The organism is Rhodococcus sp. KBW08 (genome assembly GCF_003852455.1).
Classification (GTDB): domain Bacteria; phylum Actinomycetota; class Actinomycetes; order Mycobacteriales; family Mycobacteriaceae; genus Rhodococcus_F; species Rhodococcus_F baikonurensis.
The window spans coordinates 79,408-105,887 of sequence record NZ_QAJJ01000006.1 but is presented as its reverse complement, the minus strand read 5'-3'; the positions used below and the strand labels follow the sequence as shown (position 1 = coordinate 105,887).

At 63.7% G+C, this 26,480-nt stretch carries 24 protein-coding genes; 16 read left to right on the top strand and 8 right to left on the bottom strand.

Annotation, left to right across the window (positions count from 1 at the left end; translation table 11 throughout):
- Window positions 1-102: 102 nt before the first annotated feature.
- Window positions 103-780, bottom strand: a complete 678-nt coding sequence (locus DBV08_RS08180) for a tellurium resistance protein TerA (protein WP_007728823.1) — start codon at window positions 778-780, stop codon at window positions 103-105.
- Window positions 781-1,154: 374 nt separating this feature from the next.
- Here DBV08_RS08180 and DBV08_RS08175 point away from each other — a divergent pair, with 374 nt between their 5' ends.
- The 8 genes from DBV08_RS08175 to DBV08_RS08140 all read left to right on the top strand — a co-directional run bounded on the left by DBV08_RS08175 (window position 1,155) and on the right by DBV08_RS08140 (window position 11,437).
- Window positions 1,155-3,392, top strand: a complete 2,238-nt coding sequence (locus DBV08_RS08175) for a bifunctional diguanylate cyclase/phosphodiesterase (RefSeq protein ID WP_260395384.1) — start codon at window positions 1,155-1,157, stop codon at window positions 3,390-3,392.
- Window positions 3,385-5,742 (top strand): EAL domain-containing protein, encoded by a 2,358-nt coding sequence (locus DBV08_RS08170; RefSeq protein ID WP_124567091.1) that lies wholly within the window; start codon window positions 3,385-3,387, stop codon window positions 5,740-5,742. The genes DBV08_RS08175 and DBV08_RS08170 overlap by 8 nt, the downstream gene beginning before the upstream one ends.
- A 63-nt stretch (window positions 5,743-5,805) precedes the next feature.
- Window positions 5,806-6,657 (top strand): SDR family NAD(P)-dependent oxidoreductase, encoded by an 852-nt coding sequence (locus tag DBV08_RS08165; protein ID WP_124567090.1) that lies wholly within the window; start codon window positions 5,806-5,808, stop codon window positions 6,655-6,657.
- Between the two features lie 3 nt (window positions 6,658-6,660).
- On the top strand, window positions 6,661-7,566 hold the full coding sequence (locus DBV08_RS08160) for a TIGR03619 family F420-dependent LLM class oxidoreductase (RefSeq protein ID WP_124567089.1): 906 nt from the start codon (window positions 6,661-6,663) through the stop codon (window positions 7,564-7,566).
- A 68-nt stretch (window positions 7,567-7,634) separates the two neighbouring features.
- Window positions 7,635-8,321 carry a nitroreductase gene (locus DBV08_RS08155; protein WP_124567088.1) on the top strand — a complete coding sequence of 229 codons (687 nt, stop codon included), beginning with the start codon at window positions 7,635-7,637 and terminating at the stop codon, window positions 8,319-8,321.
- Between the two features lie 73 nt (window positions 8,322-8,394).
- Window positions 8,395-9,531: a methyltransferase gene (locus DBV08_RS08150; protein ID WP_124567087.1), complete on the top strand. Its 1,137-nt coding sequence runs from the start codon at window positions 8,395-8,397 to the stop codon at window positions 9,529-9,531.
- 177 nt (window positions 9,532-9,708) lie between these two features.
- Window positions 9,709-10,560, top strand: coding sequence for a Bax inhibitor-1/YccA family protein (locus tag DBV08_RS08145; protein ID WP_007728810.1), 852 nt, complete (start codon window positions 9,709-9,711; stop codon window positions 10,558-10,560).
- 121 nt (window positions 10,561-10,681) lie between these two features.
- Window positions 10,682-11,437 carry an enoyl-CoA hydratase/isomerase family protein gene (locus tag DBV08_RS08140; protein ID WP_124567086.1) on the top strand — a complete coding sequence of 252 codons (756 nt, stop codon included), beginning with the start codon at window positions 10,682-10,684 and terminating at the stop codon, window positions 11,435-11,437.
- A gap of 66 nt (window positions 11,438-11,503) precedes the next feature.
- On the opposite strand, the gene DBV08_RS08135 is transcribed toward DBV08_RS08140, so the two are convergent.
- Window positions 11,504-12,721, bottom strand: coding sequence for an acetyl-CoA C-acetyltransferase (locus DBV08_RS08135; RefSeq protein WP_047888881.1), 1,218 nt, complete (start codon window positions 12,719-12,721; stop codon window positions 11,504-11,506).
- Window positions 12,722-12,842: 121 nt separating this feature from the next.
- Complete coding sequence (locus tag DBV08_RS08130; RefSeq protein ID WP_046378939.1) at window positions 12,843-13,814, bottom strand: SGNH/GDSL hydrolase family protein; 972 nt, start codon at window positions 13,812-13,814, stop codon at window positions 12,843-12,845.
- A 71-nt stretch (window positions 13,815-13,885) separates the two neighbouring features.
- Here DBV08_RS08130 and DBV08_RS08125 point away from each other — a divergent pair, with 71 nt between their 5' ends.
- The 3 genes from DBV08_RS08125 (at window position 13,886) to ilvA (ending at window position 17,789) form a co-directional block, all read left to right on the top strand.
- Window positions 13,886-15,271, top strand: coding sequence for a cystathionine beta-synthase (locus tag DBV08_RS08125; RefSeq protein WP_095972176.1), 1,386 nt, complete (start codon window positions 13,886-13,888; stop codon window positions 15,269-15,271).
- Between the two features lie 44 nt (window positions 15,272-15,315).
- Entirely contained in the window at window positions 15,316-16,488 is a 1,173-nt protein-coding gene (locus tag DBV08_RS08120) for a cystathionine gamma-synthase (protein ID WP_124567085.1), read from the top strand.
- Window positions 16,489-16,625: 137 nt separating this feature from the next.
- The gene (gene ilvA / locus DBV08_RS08115) at window positions 16,626-17,789 is read left to right on the top strand and encodes a threonine ammonia-lyase (protein WP_223257899.1); all 1,164 of its coding nucleotides are present in this window, start codon (window positions 16,626-16,628) and stop codon (window positions 17,787-17,789) included.
- 40 nt (window positions 17,790-17,829) lie between these two features.
- On the opposite strand, the gene DBV08_RS08110 is transcribed toward ilvA, so the two are convergent.
- The gene (locus tag DBV08_RS08110) at window positions 17,830-18,624 is read right to left on the bottom strand and encodes an FAD:protein FMN transferase (protein WP_124567084.1); all 795 of its coding nucleotides are present in this window, start codon (window positions 18,622-18,624) and stop codon (window positions 17,830-17,832) included.
- Entirely contained in the window at window positions 18,621-18,866 is a 246-nt protein-coding gene (locus DBV08_RS08105) for a hypothetical protein (protein ID WP_206029765.1), read from the bottom strand. The genes DBV08_RS08110 and DBV08_RS08105 overlap by 4 nt, the downstream gene beginning before the upstream one ends.
- 205 nt (window positions 18,867-19,071) lie before the next feature.
- Between DBV08_RS08105 and DBV08_RS08100 the strand changes: the two genes are divergently transcribed.
- Window positions 19,072-20,172 carry a bifunctional lysozyme/C40 family peptidase gene (locus tag DBV08_RS08100; RefSeq protein ID WP_124567083.1) on the top strand — a complete coding sequence of 367 codons (1,101 nt, stop codon included), beginning with the start codon at window positions 19,072-19,074 and terminating at the stop codon, window positions 20,170-20,172.
- Between the two features lie 104 nt (window positions 20,173-20,276).
- Here the strand turns inward: DBV08_RS08100 and greA are convergent, their stop codons facing one another.
- Together greA and DBV08_RS08090 are read right to left on the bottom strand one after the other, a co-directional pair.
- A complete protein-coding gene (gene greA, locus DBV08_RS08095; protein ID WP_007726385.1) occupies window positions 20,277-20,771 on the bottom strand; it encodes a transcription elongation factor GreA in 495 nt (164 codons plus the stop codon).
- A gap of 215 nt (window positions 20,772-20,986) precedes the next feature.
- Window positions 20,987-21,412: a DUF4307 domain-containing protein gene (locus tag DBV08_RS08090; RefSeq protein ID WP_020970262.1), complete on the bottom strand. Its 426-nt coding sequence runs from the start codon at window positions 21,410-21,412 to the stop codon at window positions 20,987-20,989.
- Window positions 21,413-21,667: 255 nt separating this feature from the next.
- On the opposite strand from DBV08_RS08090, the gene mca reads away from it, so the two are divergent.
- The 3 genes from mca to DBV08_RS08075 are packed head-to-tail and all read left to right on the top strand — an operon-like array spanning window position 21,668 to window position 24,904.
- Window positions 21,668-22,546, top strand: coding sequence for a mycothiol conjugate amidase Mca (gene mca / locus DBV08_RS08085; RefSeq protein ID WP_095972245.1), 879 nt, complete (start codon window positions 21,668-21,670; stop codon window positions 22,544-22,546).
- Entirely contained in the window at window positions 22,543-22,857 is a 315-nt protein-coding gene (locus DBV08_RS08080) for a hypothetical protein (RefSeq protein WP_124567082.1), read from the top strand. Before mca ends, DBV08_RS08080 begins: the two co-directional genes overlap by 4 nt.
- A gap of 19 nt (window positions 22,858-22,876) precedes the next feature.
- Window positions 22,877-24,904 (top strand): thioredoxin domain-containing protein, encoded by a 2,028-nt coding sequence (locus tag DBV08_RS08075; RefSeq protein WP_124567081.1) that lies wholly within the window; start codon window positions 22,877-22,879, stop codon window positions 24,902-24,904.
- On the opposite strand, the gene DBV08_RS08070 is transcribed toward DBV08_RS08075, so the two are convergent.
- Window positions 24,871-25,539 carry a hemolysin III family protein gene (locus DBV08_RS08070; RefSeq protein ID WP_095972181.1) on the bottom strand — a complete coding sequence of 223 codons (669 nt, stop codon included), beginning with the start codon at window positions 25,537-25,539 and terminating at the stop codon, window positions 24,871-24,873. The two genes, DBV08_RS08075 and DBV08_RS08070, sit on opposite strands and share 34 nt — an antisense overlap.
- A gap of 172 nt (window positions 25,540-25,711) precedes the next feature.
- Here DBV08_RS08070 and DBV08_RS08065 point away from each other — a divergent pair, with 172 nt between their 5' ends.
- On the top strand, window positions 25,712-26,479 hold the full coding sequence (locus DBV08_RS08065) for an isoprenyl transferase (protein ID WP_095972183.1): 768 nt from the start codon (window positions 25,712-25,714) through the stop codon (window positions 26,477-26,479).
- Window position 26,480 lies beyond the last annotated feature (1 nt).

The window sequence follows — 26,480 nt, the reverse complement described above, 5'->3', positions numbered from 1 at the left end:
CCCTCATGTCCGACCCCACTTCTCGACACTATCCAGTAACTTGCGACATTGTGGACGATTCGGACATTGTCATTCGGATGGGGGACACCCCGCCCGCGACACCTACTTTCGTCCGGCAGCCCATTTCATACCCCAGTTGTACGCACGGTCGAGATCGGACTGACTGCCGTTGATGTACTGCACTTCACGGGTCACCGTCACGCCCTGACCTGAACTCTGGATGAGAGCGATTGCGCACAGCCGTTCCTGGTTGCTGGCCGAATCGAGTCGTACTTCCACCTCGGGTCCGTTGGTGGGGTACAGGGTGACGACGCCGTCAACGGCCGCCCAGTTGGGGGCACCGTCGTAAATCATCGCGAAGATGAGGATTCGGCGGAAAGCGCTGGGGTCACCGAGATTGACGTGCATGTTCTCGCCGCCGGTATTCGCGCCACTGCGGTCGTCGCCGTCGAGGGAGATGTAGGGCGGGGAAGTCAGCGAACCGAAACTGTTGCCCAAGGCCTGGACCACGCCCTTGGACCCGTCGGCAAGTTCGTAGAGGCAGCCGAGGTCCAGGTCGACCGCTCCGGAGCCTGCGCCGGCGAGCTTGGCGAGGAATCCGGTCTTCTTCGGTGGTGCTCCCTGCGACCAGTTGAGGTTCACGCGCATATTGCCTTGTCGTTCACCAGCCTTCGCGAGGTTGACCGTCGGCGCGGATTTGGTGAGCGTGATCTTGCTCAGGCTGACCGGTGCCTGCGACGGTGTGGACTCGCCGGAACGTCGGGTGTAGTCGATTGCCATCGTGATAGTCCTTGTCTGAACTCGAATGAGTCCGATCGTGTTACCCGTCGAGGAATCTCCACCGACGTGATCGGCGATCTTCGGCCATTGTCCCTCATGTCTGATTTCAACCCGCGGACATCGAACTCGCTGCAGCAAGATCGGGGCGGACCAGCAGTTTGCTGATTATGTGTCTGTGGGCAGATCTGCCCCCGAACAAGGTCGGACGTACTGCTTGACGCAGCAGGGACCAGTTACGGGACAATTGCTCAGCCATACGTCCAATTCGTATTACGGCGCGGGAGCAGGAGGTGGTCATGTCGATCCTGTCTCGTCTCCCATCCCGCCCCAGAGAAAGCCCAAGAGAAAGACTGACACCCACGCAACGCGATGACGTGACGCGTGAACAGATAGCCGTCACCTTCGGTGTTCTGCCGTGGGCCGCAGCTGTCCACCTCGTGGTCACGCTCGGGTTGACGCTGTATGTCATCCCGCCGGACAGCGGACTCTTGCCACGCCTGTGGCCGATCCTCGCCGGGGTGATCGGGTTGGTGGGCATGGGTGTCGGACTCGCCATTCGCTTCGATCTGATCGCGCCGACATACCGGATGTCGTACGCGTTTCTCACCGTCGAATTCGCAGTCGTCGGGATCCTGTATTCCTCGCTCGCCCTGGTCCTGTATCCGATCCTGGACGATTCCGGCGATCTGATCCTGATAGCGGTGACCACATCCATCACCGGCGCCGGCGCCGTGGCTACCGCGATGTTGCGGATCGTCGGACTCACCTGGGTGCTGTCGAATCTCGTGATCCTGGGCGTGGCGTTCTGGCTCCAGCCAGGACCCGAGTTCGAACGAATTCTCATTGGAATGATCGCCTACGGCGCGGCTCTGATCGGCGGGACGATCGTGGTGTCGGGAAACCTGGAATCGCGCTATCGCGCTGAACTGAGCGCAGCGTCGGAGCGCTCTGTGGTGCAGATGCTTCTCGAAGACTTCGAAGGCAATGCCGGGGACTTCGTGTGGGAGACGGACCAGAAAGGCAAGTTCAACCGAATCCCGACGCGGCTCGCAGTCGAAGCGGGGTTGGACTCCACCGAGTTGCAAGGAACGGCGTGGCAAGACCTGTTCATGGAGCTGGGCACTCTACGGATCCCCGGCGGAATCGATGCGCTCATGGAGCTGCAGCAAGCCCGCCATACGAAGACCGCTTTCGTCGATGTGCTCGTACCGGTCCGCGTTCACGGCGAAATCCGGTGGTGGCAGATATCCGGACGGCCGCGTCCTGGTCGCGCACCCGATGAGTTCGTCTGGCGAGGGGTGGGTTCCGACGTCACCGAAGTCAAACGGCAAAGCGACGAAATCGTGCGGATGGGCCGGGTGGACGCACTCACGGGAATGCCGAACCGGCACAGCTTCTGGACCGAGCTCGAGAGGCTGTTACGTGATCCGCACACCCATGACAGCCGTCTTGGGCTGGCGATGCTCGACCTCGACAACTTCAAGTCGGTCAACGACACACTCGGGCACACGGTCGGCGACGCGGTTCTGCGAGAGGTCGCAGATCGTCTGTCCGAAGCCGGCGGAATGTCACAGCTGTTCGCGCGCTTGGGCGGAGACGAGTTCGCGATTCTCTTCACCGATGTAGGCGACAGCTCACGCGTGCGCGCACTGTTGGCACGCTACATCGAAACCCTTCATGAGCCGATCACAGTGGCCGGTACGCGGTTGGAGATCGGATGCAGCATCGGGTACTACCTCCCTGACGAGCTGCCGTCGTCCGCCGACGAGATGATGGGCGCTGCGGATCTCGCCTTGTTTGCGGCAAAGGAATCCGGGCGCGGGGCCGTACGTGAGTATCGAGACTCGATGAAGTCCGTGGCGGATCGGCGGGCCCGTCTGCTCGAAGATCTGGGAAACACCGTCGCGGAGAAGGACCTCGAACTCGAGTTGCTACCCAGGATCGACGTGGTCTCCCGCGAGATAGTGGCGGTGGAGGTTCACGTGGTCTGGCACAACGTCCGGCTCGGCGCCGTCACGTCCGCCGAATTCATGAGCGTCGCAGACGACACCGGTTTGGCGTACTCGCTCGGGACGACGGTGTTCAAGCTGGCCTGTGCGGCGGCGGCGCAACTTCCTGATCACGTACGGGTAGCCGTCGCGGTGTCGACGCGTCAGCTCGAATCGGAGGCGTTCATCGAGGCGATCGGCGACTCGCTTAGTCGATCAGATGCCAGGGCTGGGCAGTTCGAGCTCCAACTCGACGAGTCCTCTGCCATTACCGACCAGTCCAGAGCCGCGTTGCATGCCATCGCGGAGATGGGAGTATCGCTGACGGTCGACGAGTTCGGAGCCGGATTCTCCTCCCTTGCATCACTGTCCGGCCTTCCGTTCACGCGAGTGCGCATCGAACGCTCCATCTCCGGTGCGGCGCCCGGCGGGCGGCCGATCCTCGAAGCGCTCGTGGATCTGGTCGACGCACTGGGAATGGAGGTCGTTGTCTCGGGGGTGGACAGCGAGGAGCAACTGAAGGCCGTTGCGGCTGCGGGGGTGCGGACTGTGCAGGGGCGTGCTGCCGGCGCAGTCATGTCTGTTCAGGCAGTGGCGCTGGCGACAGCAGGCCGACGTGGATGACCCGGCGGTGGTACGAAGACGTCGTGTCGTAGCCGCCGTGCGCAGGCTCGGTCGACGAGGTTCTGACGACCACCTGTCGGATTACGATCGTCACCGACTTCTCAACCGACGCCTGGAGTTCACGGCGCGAGTACTGCCGTGGGCGTTCCTGATTGCTGCCCTCGGGCTGTCGACGATCGTGGTGCTCTTGCCGACGGATGCCGGATGGTTCGGCATCACTTGGTCGAGTGTCATGCTGCTGTCGAGCGCTGGATTCAGTGTGTACTGGCTGCGGCGCGCGCGCCTGGGAGTCTCCGAGTCACAGACCACGGAACTGGTGGTGCTGACAGTCGAGATCGTCGTCTGGGGAGCGCTCCTGGCGTGCTTGGCACTTGTTCTCTTTCCGATGCTCGGCCCTGGTGACGAATTGGTACTTACCTCGACGTTGATCGGTGGGATCGCAGTCGGTGTGTTTCCCACCATGATGTTTCGCGGAATCACTGTCGTCTGGATCGGCCTGGTCGGCCTCGGGTTGGCCGGAGCGTTTTGGACCGAACCGGGTACGTCGCGTTACGTGCTGATCGGGGTGCTGGTGATTTTTCTCGTTTCGCTCCACAGCGGAACATTGCTGTTGGCCAACCTTTTCGAGAGACGACTCCGCGCCGAGCTCATAGCCGAGGACGAACGAGACCTCGTGGAGTTGCTGCTGAACGATCTCGAAGACGGTGCGCAGGATTGGCTCTGGGAGACCGACTCGCGTGGTGTCGCCCGCACCGTGTCGTATCGATTCGCCGAACAAGTCGGTTTGCCGGCAGCGCAGATCCGGGGCCGCACCATGCACGAGATCCTGATCGGAATCGGCGCATCCCGAACAGTCGAGGGCAGGAAGTCCCTCGATCTCCTCGCTGCGAATTTTCAAGCCGGGACGGCGTTTCGGGACCTCACCATGCAGGTTGTCGTGCGGGGCGATACTCGATGGTGGTCGATGTCGGGTCACCCCGGCAGCGGAGAGAGTTCGGACTACGGCTGGCGCGGTGTGGGATCCGACATCACGCACTCCTATCACCAGCGTCAGAACATACTGCGGTTGGCGGAAGTCGATTCGCTGACCGGGCTCAGCAATCGGTACAGCTTCAACGCCCAGGTTTCTTCGCTGCTTCGGGACGGGCGCCGAGTGTGGTTGGCGATTCTGGATCTGGACAACTTCAAGTCGATCAACGACCGGTTGGGACATCACGTCGGAGACGACGTGTTGCGAGATGTTGCCAGCCGAATTCACGGGGTTCTGCGATCCAACGAGATCTGTGGCCGGTTGGGCGGCGACGAATTTGCCATCGCCTTCGATGACATCGAGGACACAGATGAGGTGAAAGATCGATTCCAGACGATCCTCGACGCGTTCGAACGACCATTCGCGCTGGTCGGCAACCAGATACGCATTCGCGCCAGTTTGGGGTACGGCTCTCTGCCCGACGATGCCGAGAACCTCGAAGAACTGATGATCGTTGCCGATCTTGCGCTGTACCACGCAAAGGAGAGCGGCCGGCACCAGATCCGAGCCTTCGACGTGGCTTTGCGGGATCGGGCAACCGGTAGGGCGCGAGCCCTGTTGGATCTTCGTCGTGCGCTGATCGACGAGGAGTTCGAGTTGGTCTTTCAACCGCAGGTGTCGGCCGGGGCGGGAGTTGTGGTCGGATTCGAGGCTCTGTTGCGGTGGAACCATCCGACCTCAGGTCTCGTCTCGCCGGGAGACTTCATCTCGGTCGCGGAGGAAACCGGCTTGATCGTTCCGATCGGTGCGGGCGTTTTGCGGGCCGCATGCACGGCGGCGACATCGTGGCCGGAGGACATACGGGTCGCCGTCAATGTTTCTCAGGTGCAACTGCGTTCGAGTCGATACGTCGAATCGGTGCGCCAGACCCTCGAGGAAGTGAACCTCGCCCCCGAACGGCTCGAGATCGAGGTGACCGAATCACTCGTCATCGACGACGCCGACAGAGATGTGCTGGTGCAACTCTCCGCGCTCGGAATCGCCATTGCGATGGATGACTTCGGGACCGGATTCTCCTCGGTTGCCAGCTTGTCGCGGCTGCCGCTCGATCGGTTGAAGATCGACCGCGCCTTCGTCGCTCCGCTGGACGCGGATCCCGCGAGTTCGAGATTTGCTGTTCTGCGGGCCGTTATCGCGATCGCCAAGTCTCTGGGGTTGGACACCGTCGCCGAGGGTGTGGAGACCGAGAGGCAGCGGGCGATGGTGACCGAGTGTGGATGTGACGTGATCCAAGGGTATCTGGAGGGAGTGCCGATACGGGCAGCCGAGATTCCGGCCTACTTGCATCGGCATCCTGGGGCCCGGGCAGGCGAAGTGTAGCGGCTACCACTGAGTGAGAACGTTGTGCCCGTTCTGCGAGTAGATGTGTGACGGTACGCCGAAGTGATTCACATCGAACTGCAGAAGGGTGACTTCGTGGTGGTCGGATCGGCGTACTCCCCAGGGCCGATGTTGGTAGGTAAGAAGGCAGTGGTTACCGGCGGCTCCCAGGGAATCGGGGCAGCGATAGTTCGAGCATTCGCATCACACGGCGCCGCGGTTCTGGTCGTCGACGTGGCTCCGCTGAGCGACGTCGAATTCGATTCCGCTGCAGGTGGTTCGATCAACCATCTCGACTACGATGTGCGGGCGCAGGAAGTCCCCGTCGCGTTGACCGAATTCGCACCAGATGTCCTGGTGAACAATGTGGGTCATTTCCTGAACCCGCCGACATCGTTCACCGGTACGGATCCAGGTTTCTGGTCCGAGGCAGGCAACATCAATTTCGATCACGTGGTGCGTCTGACGCATGCCCTGCTTCCCGGCATGATCGATCGCGGAACCGGTGGATCGATCGTGAACCTGACCACGGTGGAGGCGCATCGAGCGATCCCGGGCCACACCATGTACTCGGCATACAAGGCCGCGCTGACGCAGTTCACCAGAAGCCTTGGTGTGGAGATCGGTCGAACCGGAGTGCGCGTCAACGCCATTGCTCCGGATCTGATCGAGTCGGTCCAGGTGCCGTACCGCACGATCGTTTCTGCCGACGACTGGGACAAGTGGCCGGGGTGGGCACCGCTGGGTGGACCGGGCCAACCCGTCGACATTGCCGGCCCCGCGCTGTTCCTGGCGTCCGACCTGGCGAGATACATCACCGGAACCGTGATCCACGTCGACGGCGGCTCGCACGCTGCCGGAGGCTGGTTCCCCACCGAAGAAGGCGGCTGGACCAACCGGCCCCGAAAGGCTTGACACATGACAACTTTCAGTCTGAACGTTCCCAATTTCGGTACGACCCTCGCGGAGAACTCCTACGGGAAACTGGTGCAGGTCTGTCAAAGTGCGGAAGCTGCCGGTTTCGACCGGGTCCTCGTCACCGATCACGTGGTGATGGGCTCGGACAACTCGGCATACACGTGGTCGGCGTTCCCCACCGAGCCCGACGCCAACTGGCTCGAACCGCTGACCGTCCTGGCTTTTGTTGCCGGACAGACGAAGACAATTCGTCTGGGGACCGGAATCGTCATCGCGGCGCTGCGCGGGGGAGCGGTACTGGCCAAGACGGCCGCGACACTCGATCTGTTGTCCGGTGGCCGACTCGACCTGGGCGTCGGAACCGGTTGGCAGGAACGCGAATACGCCGCGGTCGGTATGGACTTCGGCAAAAGGGGACCACTGCTCGACGACGCTCTCGCAGTGTGCCGGGCGCTGTGGAGTTCGGCGCCGGCGAGCATCGACACTCCTCGCCTGAAATTCGACGACGTGTACTGCGCGCCCCGGCCGTCCGCGGGTATTCCGATCTGGGTGTCGGGTTCTCTGTCCAAGGCCGTCGTACGACGCGTCGCAACCTGGGGGGACGGCTGGATTCCGATCATGGGTGCCGCGGACGACGACCTACGTGAAGGGATCGACGTCATCGGGAAGGCCATGGCGGAACTCGGACGCGATCCGGCGGAATTGCAGGTTCGTGGGCGACTGACTGTCGTTCGCGGGACTGACGGTTCGATCGACCTCCCGGCGACGATGCTCGGTGCCGAACAGCTGCTCGAATCCGGTGCCACCGATGTTCTGGTCGCGTTGGCAGCGGTCGATCCCGACCCCGATGCAGCGATGGAGGAGTTCGGTGAGCTGGTGTCGGCCTTCGCAACGGTGACCCGCTGATCATCGCGCCGAGGCGATAGTTCTATCGTGCGAAGTGTTGTAGTGCAGCCTGATCGAGGAGAGAACATATGACCGAGAGCATCGTCGTGGACACGAGCCTGGAAGCGTTGCTCGATGCCCGGATCAGCTGCCGCGCCTACGAGGACCGTCAGGTGCCACGCGAGGTGATCGAGGAGATCCTTCGGTTGGCGCAGAAGACGCCGTCGTGGTGCAACACACAACCGTGGCAGGTAGCGATCACCGAAGGGGAGGGCACCGAGCGTTTCCGTGCCGGACTCGGTGAATACGTGATGGCCAACGCCCAGGAGTCGGACTTCGAGTTCCCCCGCGAGTACCAGGGCATCTACAAGTCACGTCGGTTCGACTGTGCCATGGCGCTGTATTCGAGCGTCGGAATCGAGCACGGTGACCGCGCCGGCTCCGCGGCACAGACGATGAAGAACTTCGAGCTCTTCGGCGCTCCTCACGTCGCGATCATCACCACCGACGAGGATTTGGGCACCTACGGCGCTGTCGACTGTGGGTTGTACGTGAACAGCTTCCTGCTCGCGGCCCAGAGTCTGGGGGTGGCGACCATTCCGCAAGCGGCGCTCGCGGGCAGCTCCAAGTTCATTCACGAGCACTTCGGCATCGACGACACTCGCAAGGTCGTGTGCGCGATCTCGTTCGGATACCCCGACACCGACCATCCGGTGAACGGATTCCGCACCGAACGCGAAACCGTCGGCAACGTCGTGCAGTGGATGACGAACTGACGGGGTTGTCGAACTGATCACCTGCTGGTCGGGGGATTGAGTGTTGCGCAGTTCCACCTGAAAGACTGGTGGCATGTCCGACACACCCGAACTGTTCGATCGTCTGCGCCGATTTCCCGATGTCGAGGCACCCAATCTCTTTGCCGTCGACGCGGCTGATCGGCTGATCCTCGACGAGGCCGCCGACGCTCTGGCTGCAGCGCCGGCGGGCACCGTCGTCGTGATCGGCGATCACTACGGTGCGCTGACCGCCGGTGTTGCGCTCGTTCACGGAATCGCCGGCGTGCGGGTTCACCAGGATCCGCTCACCGGAGAGTTGGCCCTCGCGAACAATGCGCGCGAACTCGGATTCAGTGACGCCTTCACCTCGCACGGGTTGGACGAGGAGTTGCTCAGCGGTGCCCGCGTCGTGCTCATGCAATTGCCTCGTAGTCTCGCCGAACTTGCCGAGATCGCTCAGCTGATCGCGCTCCACGCCGACCCGGCGGTTCGTGTCTTCGCCGGTGGGCGTGACAAGCACATCACCCCGGCGATGAACAAGGTTCTCGGCGAATCATTTTCCGACGTCAGCGCCTCGCGCGGGCGTCAGAAGTCCCGCGTACTCAAAGCGTCGGAACCGAAGGCCGAGGTCGTCGTCACGTTCCCGATGGCCGAGCGCCTGGACGAGTTCGACCTCGACGTCGTTGCTCACGGCGCCGTGTTTGCCGGTGCGAGCCTGGACATCGGCACCCGGTTGCTCCTGGAGAACCTCGGAAAGATTGCGGTCGATCCGCTGAGTGACGTGATCGATCTGGGTTGTGGCAGCGGCATTCTCGCGGCAGCGATCGCGCGGAAGTTCCCGGACGTGCACGTGATCGCAACGGATCAGTCCTCGGCAGCCGTCGCTTCGGCTCTGGCGACCGCGTCGGCAAACGGCGTCGGCGATCGAGTGAGCGGCCTGCGCGACGACGCCGTGAGTTCGTTGCCCAGTGCGAGCGCGGATCTGGTTCTGTTGAACCCGCCGTTCCACGTCGGAGCGGCGGTGCATACCGGTGGAGCGCTCAAGATGTTCGAAGCTGCCGGCCATGTTCTGCGTCCCGGTGGCGAGTTGTGGACTGTTCACAACGCGCATCTGGGGTATCGCGAACCGCTGAAAGCCGCGGTGGGTCCGAGCGAGGCGATGGCGAAGAACGCGAAGTTCATCGTGATGAAGTCGGTCAAACCGTCCTAGTATCGAAGAGTGTTGATCTTCCGGAAATGCGCCGGGAACTACAACCGACGCTTCGACGTTGTAAATTACGAGTGCTTTACTTTTAGTTAGGTACACGGACCGTGTCGGAAACTCGGATCCGTACGGCGAACCCGCGACGTACCCGTCGCTGGCCACCACGATGAAGGGATGATCACGGTGCGCACCACCAGCAACCCGGTGTTCCGCAATCTGCCCAAGCAAGAGGGCAACGGATACGCCTCGTTCGGATCTGCGACGGCGGGCGCCTCGCAGGCAACCCAGCAGTTCGGTCAGCCGCAGTACGCTCCGGCCGAGCCGTACCAGACCGGTCCCACCTCGCGGGCCATGACGATCGACGACGTGGTCACCAAGACGGGCATCACGCTCGGCGTGCTGACGATCTCGGCACTGGTGTCGTACTTCCTGGTCAACAACAACGCCGACCTCGCGGCCCCGCTGGTCATCGGCGGCGGACTCGTCGGCCTCGTTCTGGTTCTGGTCGCTACGTTCGGTCGCAAGATGGACAACCCGGCAATCGTGTTGGCGTATGCCGTCGCCGAGGGTCTGTTCCTCGGTGCGCTGTCGTTCATGTTCACCGATATTCAATTCGGTGGCGTCGGCGGATCGGCACTGATCGCTCAGGCGGTCCTCGGAACGTTCGGTGTGTTCTTCGGCATGCTCGTGGTCTACAAGACCGGCGCGATTCGGGTGACACCGCGTCTGACACGAATGATCATCGGCGCGTTGATCGGCGTTGTCGTTCTGGCCCTCGGTAACCTCGTCGCCAGCTTCTTCGTCGACGGTGGACTGGGACTGCGTGACGGTGGAACTCTCGCCATCATCTTCAGTCTCGTCTGCATCGGTATCGCAGCCTTCAGCTTCCTGCTCGACTTCGACGCCGCTGATCAGCTGATCCGCGCACAGGCGCCCGAGAAGGCAGCCTGGGGCGTCGCATTCGGTCTCACCGTCACCCTGGTCTGGCTGTACGTCGAGATCCTGCGTCTGCTGAGCTACTTCAACAACGACTAGTTCTCGAGTCGTTCCGTAATACAAAAGAAGGGCCCCAAGAGGGGCCCTTCTTTTGTCGTCTGTGGGCGGTTACGGTGCTTGGATACCTAGCAACTGCTTGGTTTGGAACGAAGGGGCGCGAATGTCGACAAACACCACCGAACCCGTGCTGGTGGCGGACGCCGGAGCGGTGCGAACGCTGACCTTCAACAATCCGAGCCGCCTGAACGCCTTCGATGCGGCCGGTTTTCGAGCGTTCACCGAGGCGCTCGACGACGCGGCGTCGAACGAGGCCGTGGCCGTGGTGATCGTCGAGGGCTCAGGCAAGGCATTTTCCAGCGGCGTCGACCTACGCGCACTCGCCGAACCAGGCGCCGACAACGCCGACTTCGGCGACGCATTCGCGCCGCTGATCGTCGCGCTGGTGGAGTTCCCGAAGCCTTTGATTGCCGCGGTGCACGGCGCTGCCGTCGGCATCGGCCTGACCATGCTGCTTTACTGCGACGTCGTCTACGTTGCCGAGGACGCACGTCTGCGGGCACCGTTCACCTCGCTGGGTACCGCTCCCGAAGCTGCCAGTAGTTGGTTGCTGCCCAAGGTGATCGGAACGCAGCGCGCCGCCGAGTTGATCCTGTCGGCGCGGTGGCTCAGCGGCGTCGAAGCAGCCGCCTACGGACTGGCGACAGCCGCAGTGCCGGCCGAGCAGGTCCAGGCACGCACCCGCGCGAGTGCCGAGCAGATTGCCGCCAACATCGGACCGGCAGTGCTTGCCGCCAAACGACTGCTCCGTCACGGTTGGGCAGACGAAGCTCGCGCTGCCGTGCAGCGTGAGGACGACGCTGCGCGAGAGTTGATTCGCGAGTTGGGGAGTTTTGCTCGGAAATTCACGACTACCTGAAACGCGACTACACGAAAGCGGCCGCCCGGCAGAAGCCGGGCGGCCGCTTTCGACGTGCTCAGGGGATCAGCTGAGGCGCTCGATCACCATTGCCATGCCCTGTCCGCCGCCGACACACATGGTCTCGACGCCGAAGGTCTTGTCCTGCTCCTGCAGGTTGTTGATCAGGGTGTTGGTGATGCGGGCACCGGTCATACCGAAGGGGTGACCCAGTGCGATCGCGCCACCGGAGATGTTGAGCTTGTCCTCTTCGATGCCCAGTTCGCGAGCGGATCCGAGGACCTGCACTGCGAATGCCTCGTTGATCTCGAACAGGTCGATGTCGGAGATCGACTTGCCGGCGATCTTCAGGGCGTTCTTGACGGCCTGGATCGGGCCGAGGCCCATGATCTCGGGAGACAGGCCCGAGACGCCGGTGGAGACGATGCGAGCGAGCGGGGTCAGGCCGAGTGCCTTCGCCTTGGTGTCGGACATGATCACCAATGCGGCTGCGCCGTCGTTGAGCGGGCAGGCATTGCCGGCGGTGACGGTGCCGTCGGGGCGGAAGACGGGCTTGAGGCCGCTGATGCCCTCGTAGGTAGTGCCGGCGCGGGGACCGTCGTCCTTGGAGACGACGGTGCCGTCGGCGAGCGTGACGGGCGTGATCTCACGCTCGAAGAAGCCGCGAGCGATGGCTTCCTCGGCGCGGTTCTGGCTGCGCACTGCCCAGCGGTCCTGGTCTTCGCGGGTGATGCCGGTGGCCGAAGCGACGTTCTCGGCGGTCTGGCCCATGCCCAGGTAGACGTCGGGGATCAGGCCCTCTTCGCGAGGATCGGTCCAAGCGACTCCACCCTCGGCGAGCTTGGCGCTACGGGCCTGCGCTGCGTCGAAGAGCGGGTTCTTGGTGCCCGGCAGGCCGTCGGCGTTGCCGGTGATGAAGCTGGAGACGGACTCGACGCCGGCGGAGATGAAGACGTCGCCCTCGCCTGCGCGAATGGCGTGCAGTGCCATGCGGGTGGTCTGCAGCGAGGAGGAACAGTAACGGTTGACCGTCACACCGGGGAGGAAGTCGTAGCCGAGCTGGACGGCGACGACGCGGGCGATGTTGAAGCCCGACTGGCCGGCAGGCTGGCCGCAACCGAGCATGAGGTCGTCGATCTCGGTGGGGTCGAGCTCGGGGATCTTTGCCAACGCGGCGGCAACCATCTGAGTTGCGAGGTCATCCGGGCGGATGTCCTTGAGCGAACCCTTCATTGCGCGGCCGATGGGCGACCGTACTGCTGAGACGATTACTGCCTCGGGCATGAAAACTCCTTTTGTGTACTGCTCGTGGGCGGCGTGAAACGCCGTCGAGCAGGGCAAGTTGAATGCAGCTTCGACTTACAATTTACGTTGCCGCTCCCAGATGGTGGTCACGCAGTCTCACTCAGTTGACGTCGGGGCGCTGAACTGCGGGTTTGGTGCGTCTCGCGAAGGCTTTCCACTGGGTTGCCGCTGCCGTCAGTCGGGCCGCGACGGTGCGAGCTTGCGCCGCCTCCGAGACGTGGGGGAGTTCGGGGAGCGGGCCACCCTGCCACTCACCCAGGGCCGACGCGAGAACCGGGACGATCTGCTTCGCCGCGAGTTCGTAGCCGGCCGCGGACGGGTGGAAACGGTCGGCCGAGAACATCGTGTCGGGCGAGGCCAGGAATTCCTTGGCCAGCAGGTCGGCTAGCGGAACGGGATGACCCCCGGCGTTTCTGGTCGCGGACGCCTGGGCGAGTGCGAGACGATGTCCCCATTCACGCACCACGGAGCGCAGCGGTTGCGGGATCGCCGTCACCACTCCCAGATCCGGGCAGGTTCCGACAACAACGACGGCGCCGCTCTCGCGTAGGCGTCGCACGGCGTCGCCGAGGCGTTTTGCCGAAGCATGAATAGCGTTCTTCGCGGTGACGTCGTTGGCGCCGATCAGGATCACGGCAGCGTCCGGGGGAGGGCCGGCGACGAACATGGCGTCGACCTGCCCGCTCAATCCACGTGAGGTAGCGCCGCCGATGGCCTTGGTGCTCAAGCGGATTCGCTTTCCGGTCTCACTCGCAAGCAGTTTCGCGACCTGCACACCCGGAACTTCCGACGCCGTCAGCGCCCCGACGCCGGCCGCAGACGAATCGCCGAAGATCATCAGGTGGAGATCGAAGGGCACGGCCCGCCACCAGAGTTCCGGGTTGTCGGCGCCGGGTGCGTACACCCCGTCCGCCTCGGGTGGCTTGGCGATATTGCGACCGATCACCCCGCGGGCCGCACCCGCCTGCGACATCAGATAGTTGTAGCCCAACCAGGAGAGCGTGCCTGCACTCGATCCGGCCACCACCGTGGCCACCGACGCTTTCAGTCCGGTTCGACTCACACTTGCCAATCTAGCCGGATTGCACCGCCTTCGCCCGACGTCCGCGCGCACCGTTTTCTTTCATCTGGGAACATGGACGAATGCGCATCGCGGAACACGTCGTCGACCTCATCGGCAACACCCCACTCGTCAAGCTCACCTCCGTCACCGGCGAAAACTTCGGCACGGTGGCAGCCAAGGTCGAATACCTCAACCCTGGCGGTAGCTCCAAGGACCGCATCGCCGTCAAGATGATCGACGCAGCCGAGGCTTCGGGTGAACTGAAGCCGGGCGGCACCATCGTCGAACCGACGTCGGGCAACACCGGAATCGGCTTGGCGCTCGTGGCGCAGAAGCGTGGATACAAGTGCGTTTTCGTCTGCCCCGACAAGGTCAGCGAAGACAAGCGCAACGTCCTGCGTGCCTACGGCGCCGAGGTGGTCGTGTGCCCCACGGCCGTCGCTCCGGACAACCCGAACAGCTACTACAGCGTCTCCGACCGCCTCACCCGTGAGATCCCCGGCGCATGGAAGCCCAACCAGTACTCCAACCCGGGCGGACCGGAGAGCCACTACGAGACCACCGGTCCCGAGATCTGGGCCGACACCGACGGCAAGATCACGCACTTCGTCGCGGGCGTCGGCACCGGCGGCACCATCACCGGCACCGGCCGCTACCTCAAGGAAGTTTCGGGCGGCAAGGTCAAGGTCATCGGCGCAGACCCCGAAGGCTCCGTCTACTCCGGTGGCACCGGTCGTCCGTACCTGGTCGAGGGCGTCGGCGAAGACTTCTGGCCGTCGGCATACGACCCGTCCATCCCCGACGAGATCATCGCCGTCTCTGATGCCGATTCCTTCGAGATGACGCGTCGCCTCGCCCGCGAAGAGGGGCTACTGGTCGGCGGTTCCTGCGGCATGGCCGTCGTCGCTGCCCTCGAAGTGGCAAAGCGCGAGGGCCCCGACGCTCTGATCGTCGTCCTCCTCCCGGACGGTGGCCGCGGCTACCTGTCCAAGATCTTCAACGATCAGTGGATGGCGTCGTACGGATTCCTCCGCACCCCGCTCGACGGCAAGGCGAACGTCCCCACCGTCGGCGACGTTCTGCGCGGCAAGTCGGGCGAGTTGCCGGACCTCGTTCACACCCACCCGTCGGAGACTCTGCGCGACGCGATCGAGATCCTGCGCGAGTACGGCGTGTCCCAGATGCCTGTCGTCGGTGCTGAACCGCCGGTCATGGCAGGCGAGGTCGCCGGAAGTGTGTCCGAGCGGGATCTGCTGAGCGCGGTCTTCGAAGGCCGTGCGCACCTGGCGGATTCCGTCGAGAAGCACATGAGCAAGCCGTTCCCGCTCATCGGTTCCGGCGAGCCGGTCTCGGCTGCCACGAAGGCGCTCGGTGACACCGACGCACTCATGGTCGTCGACGACGGCAAGCCGGTCGGCGTGATCACGCGCCACGATCTCCTGGGTTTCCTGAGTTCGGATTCCTGAGTACAGATTCCTGCGCCGGGGCCGGCGCCGTTAGGCTGGGGATCATGAGTGAGCAACGCAGCAAGGCCGACAACATCAGCTGGCAGGGTTTCTCCACGAAGGCAGTGCATGCGGGTTACGAACCCGATCCGCTGACCGGTGCTGTCAACGTGCCGATCTACGCAAGTTCCACCTTCGCCCAAGACGGCGTCGGTGGAATGCGTAGTGGCTTCGAGTACGCGCGGACGGGCAACCCGACCCGTCGCCCGCTCGAGGCGAACCTCGCCGCGCTCGAATCCGGAACCTACGGTCGAGCGTTCAGTTCGGGAATGGCGGCCACCGACTGCCTGCTCCGATCGGTACTTCGACCGGGCGATCACCTGGTCATCCCCGACGACGCGTACGGCGGAACCTTCCGCCTCATCGACAAGGTCTTCACGCAGTGGGGGATCGAGTACACCCCGGCTCCGGTGTCCGACGTCGATGCGGTGCGCGCGGCAATGAAGTCCAACACCAAGCTGGTCTGGGTCGAGACCCCCACGAACCCGCTGCTCAACATCGGTGACATCGAGCTCCTCGCCGAGATCGCCCACGAGGGTAACGCAAAGATCGTGGTGGACAACACCTTTGCGTCGCCGTACCTGCAGCAGCCGCTGCAGCTCGGCGCCGACATCGCGCTGCATTCCACCACCAAGTACATCGGCGGACACTCCGACGTGGTCGGTGGCGCTCTCGTCTGCAACGACGAAGAACTGGACACCGCGTTTGCCTTCCTGCAGAACGGATCCGGCGGCGTTCCCGGCCCGTTCGACGCGTTCCTGACGTTGCGCGGAATCAAGACACTGGCACTGCGCATGGAGCGTCACAGTGACAACGCGGAGAAGGTCGTCGAATTGCTCGACGGTCATCCCGCTGTTGCCAGCGTCATCTACCCCGGACTGGCTTCGCATCCGTCGCACAAGGTCGCGGCCAAGCAGATGCGACGCTTCGGCGGCATGATCTCCGTGCGTCTCAAGGGTGGCAAGGCGGCAGCTCTCGACCTGTGCTCGCGCACCGAGATCTTCACGCTGGCAGAATCTCTCGGCGGCGTCGAATCCCTCATCGAGTTCCCCGGCGCGATGACACACGCCTCGACGGCCGGTTCCGCGCTCGAGGTTCCCGACGATCTGGTTCGCCTGTCGGTCGGCATCGAAGACGCCTCCGATCTGGTCGGCGACATCGAGCAAGCACTGTCCTGATCTTCGCTCTCTACGGTAATTCGACTTCGAACCTGCAGTGCGCCTTCACACCTCACGAGGGTGTGGAGGCGCACTTTCTGGAGGCATGCGTGAATCTCGAACAGATCAAAGCTGCACAGCAACTTCTCGCCCCGGTCATGCGCCGTACCCCGGTGGTCGCCTCGCGAGTGTTGTCTGAAACCACCGGCTTCGCCGTGAGCTTGAAATGTGAAAACCTGCAGCGCACCGGCTCTTTCAAACCTCGCGGCGCCTACAATCGCATCGCCAACCTGTCTGCGGAGGAACGGGCGGCGGGCGTGGTGGCGGCCAGCGCCGGCAACCATGCGCAGGGAGTTGCCTGGTCTGCAACAGAATTGGGAATCAAGTCGACGGTCTTCATGCCGACCGGGGCGCCGCTGCCGAAGTTGGTGGCCACCAAGGCATATGGGGCTCAGGTCCACCTGCACGGTTCGACTGTCGACGAAGCACTCGTCGCCGCTCGCGAATTCGCAGACCGGACCGGAGCTGTCCTGGTTCACCCGTTCGACCACGAGGACGTCGTGGCGGGGCAGGGGACGGTGGGGCTCGAAATCCTCGAGCAGCTCCCCGAGGTGGGCACGATCCTCGTCCCCACCGGCGGCGGCGGGTTGATCGCCGGCGTGGCTGCCGCAGTCAAAGCTGTACGCCCACAGGTGCGCATCGTCGGAGTGCAGGCCGAGACCGCGGCGGCCTGGCCGGCGTCGTTGGCCGCCGGGAAGCCGACCGCATTGGCGTCGATGTCCACGATGGCAGACGGTATCGCCGTGGGCTGCCCTGGCGAGGTTCCCTTCGCCGAGGTCGCCGCGCATGTCGACGCGGTGGTGACGGTCAGCGAGGAAGCGTTGTCCAAAGCGCTCCTGTTGTGCCTCGAACGCGCCAAGCTGATCGTCGAACCGGCAGGCGTCGCGGCCGTTGCGGCCTTGATGACGTGCTCTCCGGAAGAGCTGGGACTGACCGGGCCGGTGTGCGCCGTTCTTTCCGGCGGCAATATCGATCCGCTGCTGCTCACACACGTCATCTCCCACGGACTGCGGGCAGCCGGACGGTTCCTCGGCGTTCACATCACCATCGACGATCGGCCGGGCGCACTGGTGTCGCTGCTCGAAGTGGTTCGGGCGAACGGCGCCAGCGTGGTAGACGTCATCCACTCCCGTACCGGTGGCGAACTCGCGCTCGACGAAGTGGAAGTCTTTCTCACCGTCGAGACGCGTGGTCCGGACAACAAGGCAGAACTTCTCACCGCCTTCGACCGCGCCGGCTACGCAGTGCGCTTGCAGAACTGACGCGCTTGCAGAACTGACGCGCTTGCAGAACTGACGCGACTTACTCGTCAGGCCAGCCGCCCAGAACCGTTACGCGGTACTCCTGGTCGACCAGCCTGGCGGGTACGTCGAGTTGATGTAGCCAGTCGATGGCCGAACCGCTCATGCCGACCGCAACCCGACTGAATGCGGCGGCCTGGGCGCAGGAGGACGCAATCACCGACACCGTGCGCCACATCGGCGTCGCCGTCGATTCGCGGTGCAGTGGTTTGACGGTGCTGGCCGTGGCGATCCCACAGTCGGACGGGAGAGCTACTTGGCACGTCGGATCGCCGGGTAGGTCTTGAACCTGAATCTGCCAGCCGTCTTCCGGCGCCGGACCGGCAACCGCGATGTCGCCGCCGAGGCCGACCAGCACTCCGCACCCGAGAAGCGTGGCAGTCGATGCCGCGCAGTGATCCGCCGAACTGGCACGAGCGGTCGCGGAGAGGTCGAGGACTACGTCGTCCGGGCTGTACACGCGGTTGTGCTCGACGCGAATCTTCCACCAGGAGTGCGGGTCTGCCGAGCCGGCCGTTGGTGTGAGTTTGCCGTCGGTCAGCCGTGCGACAGCCAACGCGTCTTCGAGGAAGTGCGCGAACATGGGCGTCACGACGACGCCGTCGACGTTGCTTGCGGCGCTGACGTAGGTTCGAATCTCGGAGTCGGCACGATCTCGATTGGTGGCGGCGTCGGCAGCGGTGAGGTAACCGCGAACCAGGCTGGCCGCGGAGGGCAGGACTTCAGGGTCGGTGACGACAACCCGAGCCTGCACGCCCCAGGTGAGCCACTCGGAGGCCGAGCGCGGCGTGCTCACGAACCGTTGGAAACGGCGTCCGGGGTTCCGAATCCGGCGACCACGACGGGCCGCTTCACAGCGGGATTCTTGGTGTGAGAAGCCGAGGTGTCCGGCGCGAGAGCCGTGGCAGTGGGAGAAGAAACGAGCGAAAGTCCGCCGCTTGCGAGTGCTCCCGCCACAGCCGTGGCTGCGAGGGCGAGGCGAACGGGTCGATACACCGTAGTGCGTCCCCGGGCGGGTCGTGGCCGATCGTCGCTCATGCACTCAGCTTGCACGCCGAACCTGAGAAAAGCCTTGGCGTCTGTAGTCATTTGCGTAACGCCCACCGAGATAAATGAGACATTGGTTACAGGAGTCGCGAGACTGAGCGGTGTCGAATGCATGTTCGAAAGAGTAGATGTTCGCACCGACAAGTTTCGGGTACGACCACGTACGTAGATTTTCAGAGGTTTATCGGAGGTTCGGATGGCAGTCGGTGTCCTGGCGATCGCTGTGTCGATCGGCACCGCACTGGGCGTGATGAGTGGAACTCTCGGAGCGCCCGCACAAGTCGAGAAGAACGAGTCTTCGAATGCTGCAGTCACACTCGCAGCCTGGAACGGACCGGCACGAACTCAGGACACGCCTGAGGGAATCGTGCCGTCCGTACCCTCCAACTTTCCGGGAGCGACGTTGGCGCCCGTGGGAGCGGTGGCGGTGTTCGCGCCGTGGATCAAGAAGGCCGGCGCACTGTGCTCCGAGATCACCCCTGCGGTGATCGCCTCGTTGTACTCGGTCGAGAACGGATTCAAGTACGGACCCGATACCGACATCTCACCGGAAGGTGGGCGCGGGCCTGGCCGTTTCACCACTGCGGCGTGGACCGCTTACGGCAAGGACGGCGACGGCGACGGGAAGATGGACATCCTGGGTGTCGCCGACCCGGTGATGACAACCGGCTACCGTTTGTGCGATCTCGTCAAGCAAGCGCAGTCCTGGCAGAAGTCCGGTGAGGTCGAGGGCGATACCGTCGACCTCGCGCTCGCTGCCTACGACGTCGGACCCGACGCCGTACGTGAAGCGGGCGGCGTACCGGCAGACGAGTCGGATGGCGCCCCCGCCGAACAGGCGGTCGCCGCTCCGTTCGTCGCTCAGATCAAATCTCTGCAGGACTCTTTCGCCCTGATGCTTGCACCCTTCGACTACAACAACCTCGCCGCCGCGGTCGGCGGTGTCGTCGAGGCCGGTCTGAAGTTTCTCGGATTGCCCTACGTCTGGGGCGGCGGAAACATCAACGGGCCGTCGATGGGCGGGTTCGACTGCTCGGGTCTGACGTCGTACGCGATCCACGCGGCCACCGGCGTGACCCTGCCGCGGACCTCCGAGACACAGTGGGGCGTCGGCGTCGAGATCCCGCTGGATCAGGCGCAGCCCGGTGACCTGTTGTTCGGCAACTGGCAGGCAGGCGGCCCCGGCCACGTGGCGATCTACGTCGGCAACGGTCAGATGCTTCACGCACCCACATTCGGTGACGTGGTGAAGGTCGGCCCGATCTTCGCCGGCATGAAGGCTCGCCGCGTGGTGTGAGTGAGCCGGAACAGCAAGCGCCGACAGAGCAAGAAGCGCCACCCGGCCAAGTCGGGTGGCGCTTCTTTTCAGAGCTGGTGCTTCTTCGGCGTTCGTACGGCCGATCAGCTGTGGTAAGGCTCCGCGCTCAGCAGCGTGACCTTCATGGTGCTGCCGTTGGGCAGGTTGTACTCACGAGTGTCGCCGACCTTGGCTTCGAGCAGCGCGCCGCCCAGCGGTGAGTTCGGGGAGTAGACCTCGAGCTTGGCGTCACGTGCGCCTTCTTCGCGGGTAGCGATCAGGAACGTCTCGGTGTCACTCTCGTCGCCGTCGTAGTAGACCTTGACTACGGATCCGGGCAGTGCAACACCGGACTGAGTGGGGGCCTCGCCGACCTTTGCGCTGTTCAGCAGCTCCTGGAGCTGGCGAATGCGGGCTTCCTGCTGACCCTGCTCTTCGCGGGCAGCGTGGTAGCCACCGTTCTCTTTCAGGTCACCCTCTTCGCGACGCTCGTTGATCTCGGCGGCGATGACCGGGCGATTGGCGATGAGCTGGTCGAGTTCGTTCTTGAGCCTGTCATGTGATTCCTGGGTAAGCCAGGTCACCTGGGTCTCGGTCATCTCGATCACTCCCTAGTAGTCGGAGCCGGGGGCTCCCTCGACGATCACTGCAACAGCAGCGAACAACGACTCGGACGCATCACCGAAGATGCAACCTTGCCGTCAATGCAGCAATACACGGTTCCACCCGGAACCGTGTATCGGGCAATTCTATCACGCATGACTACCCGCCCTGTCCGTCGCCAAACGTCCGGCAGGGTGGGTGCGTTCCGAGGTCAGCTCTTTGTCAGGTACTCCGGAACGTCGAAGCTGCAGCCGTAGACGTCGGCCATGCCTGGCGGCTGGGACGTCTTGACCTCGGTGTTGAACTCGAGGGTTTGATGCTCAGACGACGGGACGTAGACCTCACGTCGTCCGGTTTCGGAACCGTCCTTCGAGCGAGCGCGCACGATGCACATCGCGTCACGTGACGAGTCGTCGCGCGTGACAGTGAAACGGATCTTCACCGTGGAGTCGTTGGCGATGTCGAACGAGATGGTCTCGGTCTCGATTTCCTTGACCGCAAATTTTCCGTATGCGTAGTACGCGATTCCGCCGCCTACGACGATGACGAGAGCGGTCAGAGCCCACACCATCCACTTGCGGGGACTGCCCGTGCGAGTAGTGCTCGGGTACCGATCTTGGGGAAGCGGTTTGCTCATCACTCTGCTCTCGAAGACTCGAGTTCACGTGTCGTGCAGCAACTGACTGCGCCCCACCGAACTACCGAAGGGGTCACGGCTGCGCCAGGAACTCTCGGGTGGAACTATAGAGGACGTGTCCCGTCGCGCCGTCGGTAGGTTTGTCGGCAGTCGGTACGTTTGACGGCGAAGGCCCGGAGTAATCCGAGCACTGCACAGCGTGTGAATCGAAGACTGCCGGTAACGGCTAGAGGTGAAGTTGAGGTGAACGAACACGTGAGCGGATTCCGGCTCATGGCCGTCCATGCCCATCCCGACGACGAGTCGAGCAAGGGTGCGGCCACCACCGCCCGTTATGCAGCCGAAGGCCACGAAGTGATGGTCCTGACGCTCACCGGGGGCGAGCGTGGCGACATTCTCAACCCGGCCATGGACGTTCCCGGCGTCCGCGATCGAATCAGCGAAGTCCGCCAGGAGGAGATGGCCGAGGCCGCTCGCATTCTGGGCGTGAAGCAGCGCTGGCTCGGTTTCGTCGATTCCGGGCTTCCCGAGGGCGACCCGCTTCCGCCGCTGCCCGAAGGGTGCTTCGCCCTCGTTCCGCTCGAAGAGTCGACGCGCGCGCTGGTCAAGGTGATTCGCGAGTTCCGTCCCCACGTCGTCACGACGTACGACGAGAACGGTGGATACCCGCACCCGGATCACATCCGGTGCCACGAGGTGACGATGGCTGCGTACGAAGCCGCCGCCGATCCCGAGTACTTCCCCGAGGACGGGGAGCCGTGGGAGATCAAGAAGGTCTACTACTCGCACGGGTTCATCCGTAAGCGCCTCGAACTCTTCCAGGAGGAGTACGAGCGTCGCGGTGAGCCGTTCCCGATGGCGGACTGGCTCAAGAAGTGGAAGACCGAGCGTGGCGACATGATGGTCCGGGTGACCACTCAGGTCACGTGCGGCGATTACTTTCCCCAGCGAGACGACGCCCTGCGTGCGCACGCGACGCAGATCGATCCCAACGGTTCGTTCTTCGCTGTGCCGCTCGACATTCAGCAGAAGATCTGGCCCACCGAGGAATTCGAGCTCGCCAAGACGCGGGTCACCACGTCCATTCCGGAAACCGACCTGTTCGCAGGTCTCGAAGAGGACGCTCAGAAGTGAATGCTCTGTCCGTCGAGGTAATCCTCGGCACCACACAATTTCTTGCTCAGACCCCGAGTAATCCATCCGGTCCGGAGTTCGGAAAGTCGTCTCCGGTCGGCCTGGTGGTCATTCTTGCGCTACTCATCGGTGTGATTCTTCTGGTCCGGTCGATGAATCGTCAGCTCAAGAAGCTGCCGGAAACCTTCGAACCGGATCATCCCGAACTCGATCAGCAGGCAGACGAAGGCACCGACCGGGGAGCCATCACAGCTCCGAGCCCGGCGGAACCGAACGTCTCTACCGAGAAGAAGCCGAAGCAAGAATCCTGAGACGAACGAGGTAGGGATGATGGACCCACGGATGCGGAACAACCTGGGTGGGTCCTCGAGCCCCTACCTGCGTCAGCACGCCGACAATCCGGTCCACTGGCAACAGTGGGGTGAAGAAGCGATGGAGTGGGCGCGCGAGCGCGACGTGCCGATCCTTCTCTCGATCGGGTACTCGGCGTGCCACTGGTGCCACGTCATGGCGCACGAGTCGTTCGAGAACGACGAGATCGCGGCCATCATGAACGAGAACTTCGTCTGTGTGAAGGTGGACCGCGAAGAGCGTCCCGACATCGACGCCGTCTACATGAACGCGACGGTCGCGATGACCGGCCAGGGCGGCTGGCCGATGACGTGTTTCCTGACTCCCGACGGTTCCCCCTTCTACTGCGGTACGTACTACCCGCCGGCGCCTCGCGGCGGAATGCCCTCGTTCACACAGCTTCTCGAAGCGATCGCGGACACCTTCACCAATCGGCGCGACGAGGTCGACAACGCGGCGCAGTCGATCGTGACGGAACTTCAGCGCGCGTCGGGCGGAATTCCGTACGGCGGAGCGCCTGTCGACGCCGAGTTGCTCGATGCGGCGGGTCGATCGATCCTCGGTGACGAAGACATCCCGCGCGGGGGATTCGGTGGGGCACCGAAGTTTCCGCCGTCGGCACTACTGGAGGGGTTGCTCCGACAGTACGAGCGAACGGGTTCGGGCGAGATTCTCGGCGGCATCGAGCGCACCGCCGAAGCAATGGCTCGTGGCGGGATCTACGACCAGTTGGGTGGCGGTTTCTCGCGGTACTCGGTCGATGCCGAGTGGGTGGTTCCGCACTTCGAGAAGATGCTCTACGACAATGCGCTGCTCCTGCGGTTCTACGCGCACTGGGCGCGGCGGACCGGATCGGACCTCGCCACTCGCGTCACCGAGGAGACCGCAAGGTTCCTGCTTTCAGATCTGCTGACCGAGAACGGTTGCTTCGCTTCGGCTCTCGATGCCGACACCGACGGCGTCGAAGGCCTCACGTACGTATGGACGCCGGCGCAGTTGGTCGAGGTACTCGGTGCGGAGGACGGACAGTGGGCGGCGGACTTGTTCCGGGTCACCGATACCGGCACGTTCGAAGAGGGTGCTTCGGTATTGCAGTTGCTCCGAGACCCCGACGACTGGTCACGCTGGCAGCGGGTCTCCGACGCCCTACGCGCTGTCCGGGCCGGGCGTCTGCAGCCTGGTCGCGACGACAAAGTGGTGACGGCCTGGAACGGGCTGACCGTCACGGCGTTGACGGAAGCGGGGTTGGCCCTGGATCGACCCGACTGGATCGCTGCGGCAGCCGAGTGTGCAGGAACTCTCCTCGACCTCCACCTGGTGGACGGTCACTTGCGTCGCGCATCCCTCGGTGGGGCTGTCGGTGCCCCGACGGGCGTGCTCGAGGATTACGCAATGTTGGCCACCGGCCTCCTGGCTCTCTACCAGGCAACGGGATTGGCGCGGTGGCTCGATGCGGCGCAGCAGTTGCTCGACGTCACTGTCGACCACTTCGCTGATCCGGCCGAGCCGGGAAGCTGGTTCGACACGGCCGATTTCGCGGAGTCGCTCGTGACTTTGCCCCGAGACCCGTTGGACGGCGCGACGCCGTCCGGTGCGTCGAGCGTCGCGGAGGCTCTGTTGACCGCAGCGGCGTTGACCGATGCCGAGCGCTCTTCTCGTTACGCCCAGGCCGCGGCGGACGCGCTGGCGAGGGCCACGCTGCCGCTCGAGCGTGCGCCTCGGTCGGCGGGGCACTGGCTCGCGGTGGCGGAAGCGTCGTTGCGCGGTCCGATACAGGTGGCCGTCGTCGGGGAAGGTTCGCTGTTGGCCGATGCCCGCCGGCTTGCGCCGGGTGGTGCAGTGGTTGTCGGGGGTGCCCCGGATTCTTCACCGCTGCTTGCAGATCGACCCCTCGTCGACGGAGGTGAAGCCGCGTACATCTGTCGGGGATTCGTGTGTGATCGGCCGGTGACGACGGTGGTGGAACTGGCGAGTCAGTTGAACACGACGAGCCATACCGCGATGTAGTGGCAGATCGCTGCGACGACCGTCGCGGCGTGGAAGAACTCGTGATGCCCGAACGTCGTGGGCCACGGGTTGGGCCATTTCGTCGCGTACAGAATTGCGCCGACGCTGTAGAAGATCCCGCCGACGAGCAGCAGCACCATCGGCGCCACACCGACCTGGTGTGTCAGTTCACCGACCACCGGAACGATCGCCCAGCCGAGGAGAAGATAGAGCGGTACCCCCACCCATTTCGGCGCGGTGGGCCAGAGCATCTTGAGGGCAACGCCGGCCAGCGCGCCTGCCCACACGATCGCAAGAATGATCTTGCCGGTGTGGGTAGGGAGACCGAGCATGGCGAACGGTGTGTAGCTGCCGGCGATGAAGAGAAAGATCATCGAATGGTCCGCACGCTTCATCCACGTACGGCCCTTGACGGTCTGCCACTGGATACGGTGATAGGTCGCGCTGATGCCGAAGAGGCCGCAGATCGTGATGCTGTAGATCGCGGTTGCCCACGCCGCCTTGGCGCCTACCTGAGCGCCGGCTACGGAGACGAGAACGATGCCCGCGACGACGGAGACACCGAGCGCCCACAGGTGGATCCAACCGCGCATGCGTGGTTTGACCGGAAGCTCGTCGAGCCCGAATGCCGTCATGTGCAACCCCTCTCGTTCCGTGTTGTTGCGAAGCGAGTAACCTACGGTACCGTAGGTTACGCACCAGTAGCATAACCTACCTGCGGGTTTTCGACGCGCACAAAAAGCGTGACGGCGCTCGCATGTGGCGGTGACCGGCGGGCGTACTCTTTGACACCATGGTGATGTCACGGTGAATCTGCGCGGACTGCTGTACAGCATCTACGAGCGACGGCTCCTCAGTCATCTCGACGGTCTCGCGCACCCACGGCACGTCGCCGTGATGTGTGACGGAAATCGGCGATGGGCTCGCGAGAACGGCTTCACCGATGTCAGTCACGGGCACCGCATGGGCGCACTCAAGATCGCCGAATTGCTCGAGTGGTGTGATGCCGCCGGGATCGAGATGGCAACCATCTACCTGCTCTCGACCGAGAACCTGCGCCGCGAGCCGGAAGAGCTCGACACCCTCCTCGAAATCATCACCGACGTCGTCGAAGAGATCTCCGGGCCCGGCAAGAACTGGAGTGTGCAGATCGTCGGCGCCCTCGATCTTCTGCCACCCGAGCAGTCCAGGCGGTTGCGCGAAGCTGCCGCCGGAACCAGCGGCCGAACCGGGACACATGTCAACGTCGCGATCGGATACGGCGGACGACAGGAGATCGCCGACGCCGTCCAATCGCTCCTGCGCGACAAGATCGGTGAGGGGCTGGGTGGAGACGAACTGATCCAGGCGGTCACGGTCGACGGCATCGACGGTCACCTCTACACGTCGGGCCAGCCCGATCCGGACCTCGTGATTCGCACGTCCGGCGAGCAGCGGCTCTCCGGATTCCTGTTGTGGCAGAGCGCTTATTCGGAAATCTGGTTCACCGAGGCGTACTGGCCCGAGTTCCGTCGAGTCGATTTCCTTCGGGCCTTGCGTGATTACGCGGCGCGCCACCGACGGTTCGGCGCCTGAG

Bases quoted from the DNA above. Each gene is read 5' to 3' on its own strand.
- DBV08_RS08180 (WP_007728823.1), bottom strand. From the start codon at position 780: ATGGCAATCGACTACACCCGACGTTCCGGCGAGTCCACACCGTCGCAG.
- DBV08_RS08160 (WP_124567089.1), top strand. From the start codon at position 6,661: ATGACAACTTTCAGTCTGAACGTTCCCAATTTCGGTACGACCCTCGCG.
- DBV08_RS08155 (WP_124567088.1), top strand. From the start codon at position 7,635: ATGACCGAGAGCATCGTCGTGGACACGAGCCTGGAAGCGTTGCTCGAT.
- DBV08_RS08150 (WP_124567087.1), top strand. From the start codon at position 8,395: ATGTCCGACACACCCGAACTGTTCGATCGTCTGCGCCGATTTCCCGAT.
- DBV08_RS08140 (WP_124567086.1), top strand. From the start codon at position 10,682: ATGTCGACAAACACCACCGAACCCGTGCTGGTGGCGGACGCCGGAGCG.
- DBV08_RS08135 (WP_047888881.1), bottom strand. From the start codon at position 12,721: ATGCCCGAGGCAGTAATCGTCTCAGCAGTACGGTCGCCCATCGGCCGC.
- DBV08_RS08125 (WP_095972176.1), top strand. From the start codon at position 13,886: ATGCGCATCGCGGAACACGTCGTCGACCTCATCGGCAACACCCCACTC.
- DBV08_RS08120 (WP_124567085.1), top strand. From the start codon at position 15,316: ATGAGTGAGCAACGCAGCAAGGCCGACAACATCAGCTGGCAGGGTTTC.
- ilvA (WP_223257899.1), top strand. From the start codon at position 16,626: ATGCGCCGTACCCCGGTGGTCGCCTCGCGAGTGTTGTCTGAAACCACC.
- DBV08_RS08105 (WP_206029765.1), bottom strand. From the start codon at position 18,866: ATGAGCGACGATCGGCCACGACCCGCCCGGGGACGCACTACGGTGTAT.
- DBV08_RS08100 (WP_124567083.1), top strand. From the start codon at position 19,072: ATGGCAGTCGGTGTCCTGGCGATCGCTGTGTCGATCGGCACCGCACTG.
- greA (WP_007726385.1), bottom strand. From the start codon at position 20,771: ATGACCGAGACCCAGGTGACCTGGCTTACCCAGGAATCACATGACAGG.
- DBV08_RS08090 (WP_020970262.1), bottom strand. From the start codon at position 21,412: ATGAGCAAACCGCTTCCCCAAGATCGGTACCCGAGCACTACTCGCACG.
- DBV08_RS08075 (WP_124567081.1), top strand. From the start codon at position 22,877: ATGGACCCACGGATGCGGAACAACCTGGGTGGGTCCTCGAGCCCCTAC.
- DBV08_RS08070 (WP_095972181.1), bottom strand. From the start codon at position 25,539: ATGACGGCATTCGGGCTCGACGAGCTTCCGGTCAAACCACGCATGCGC.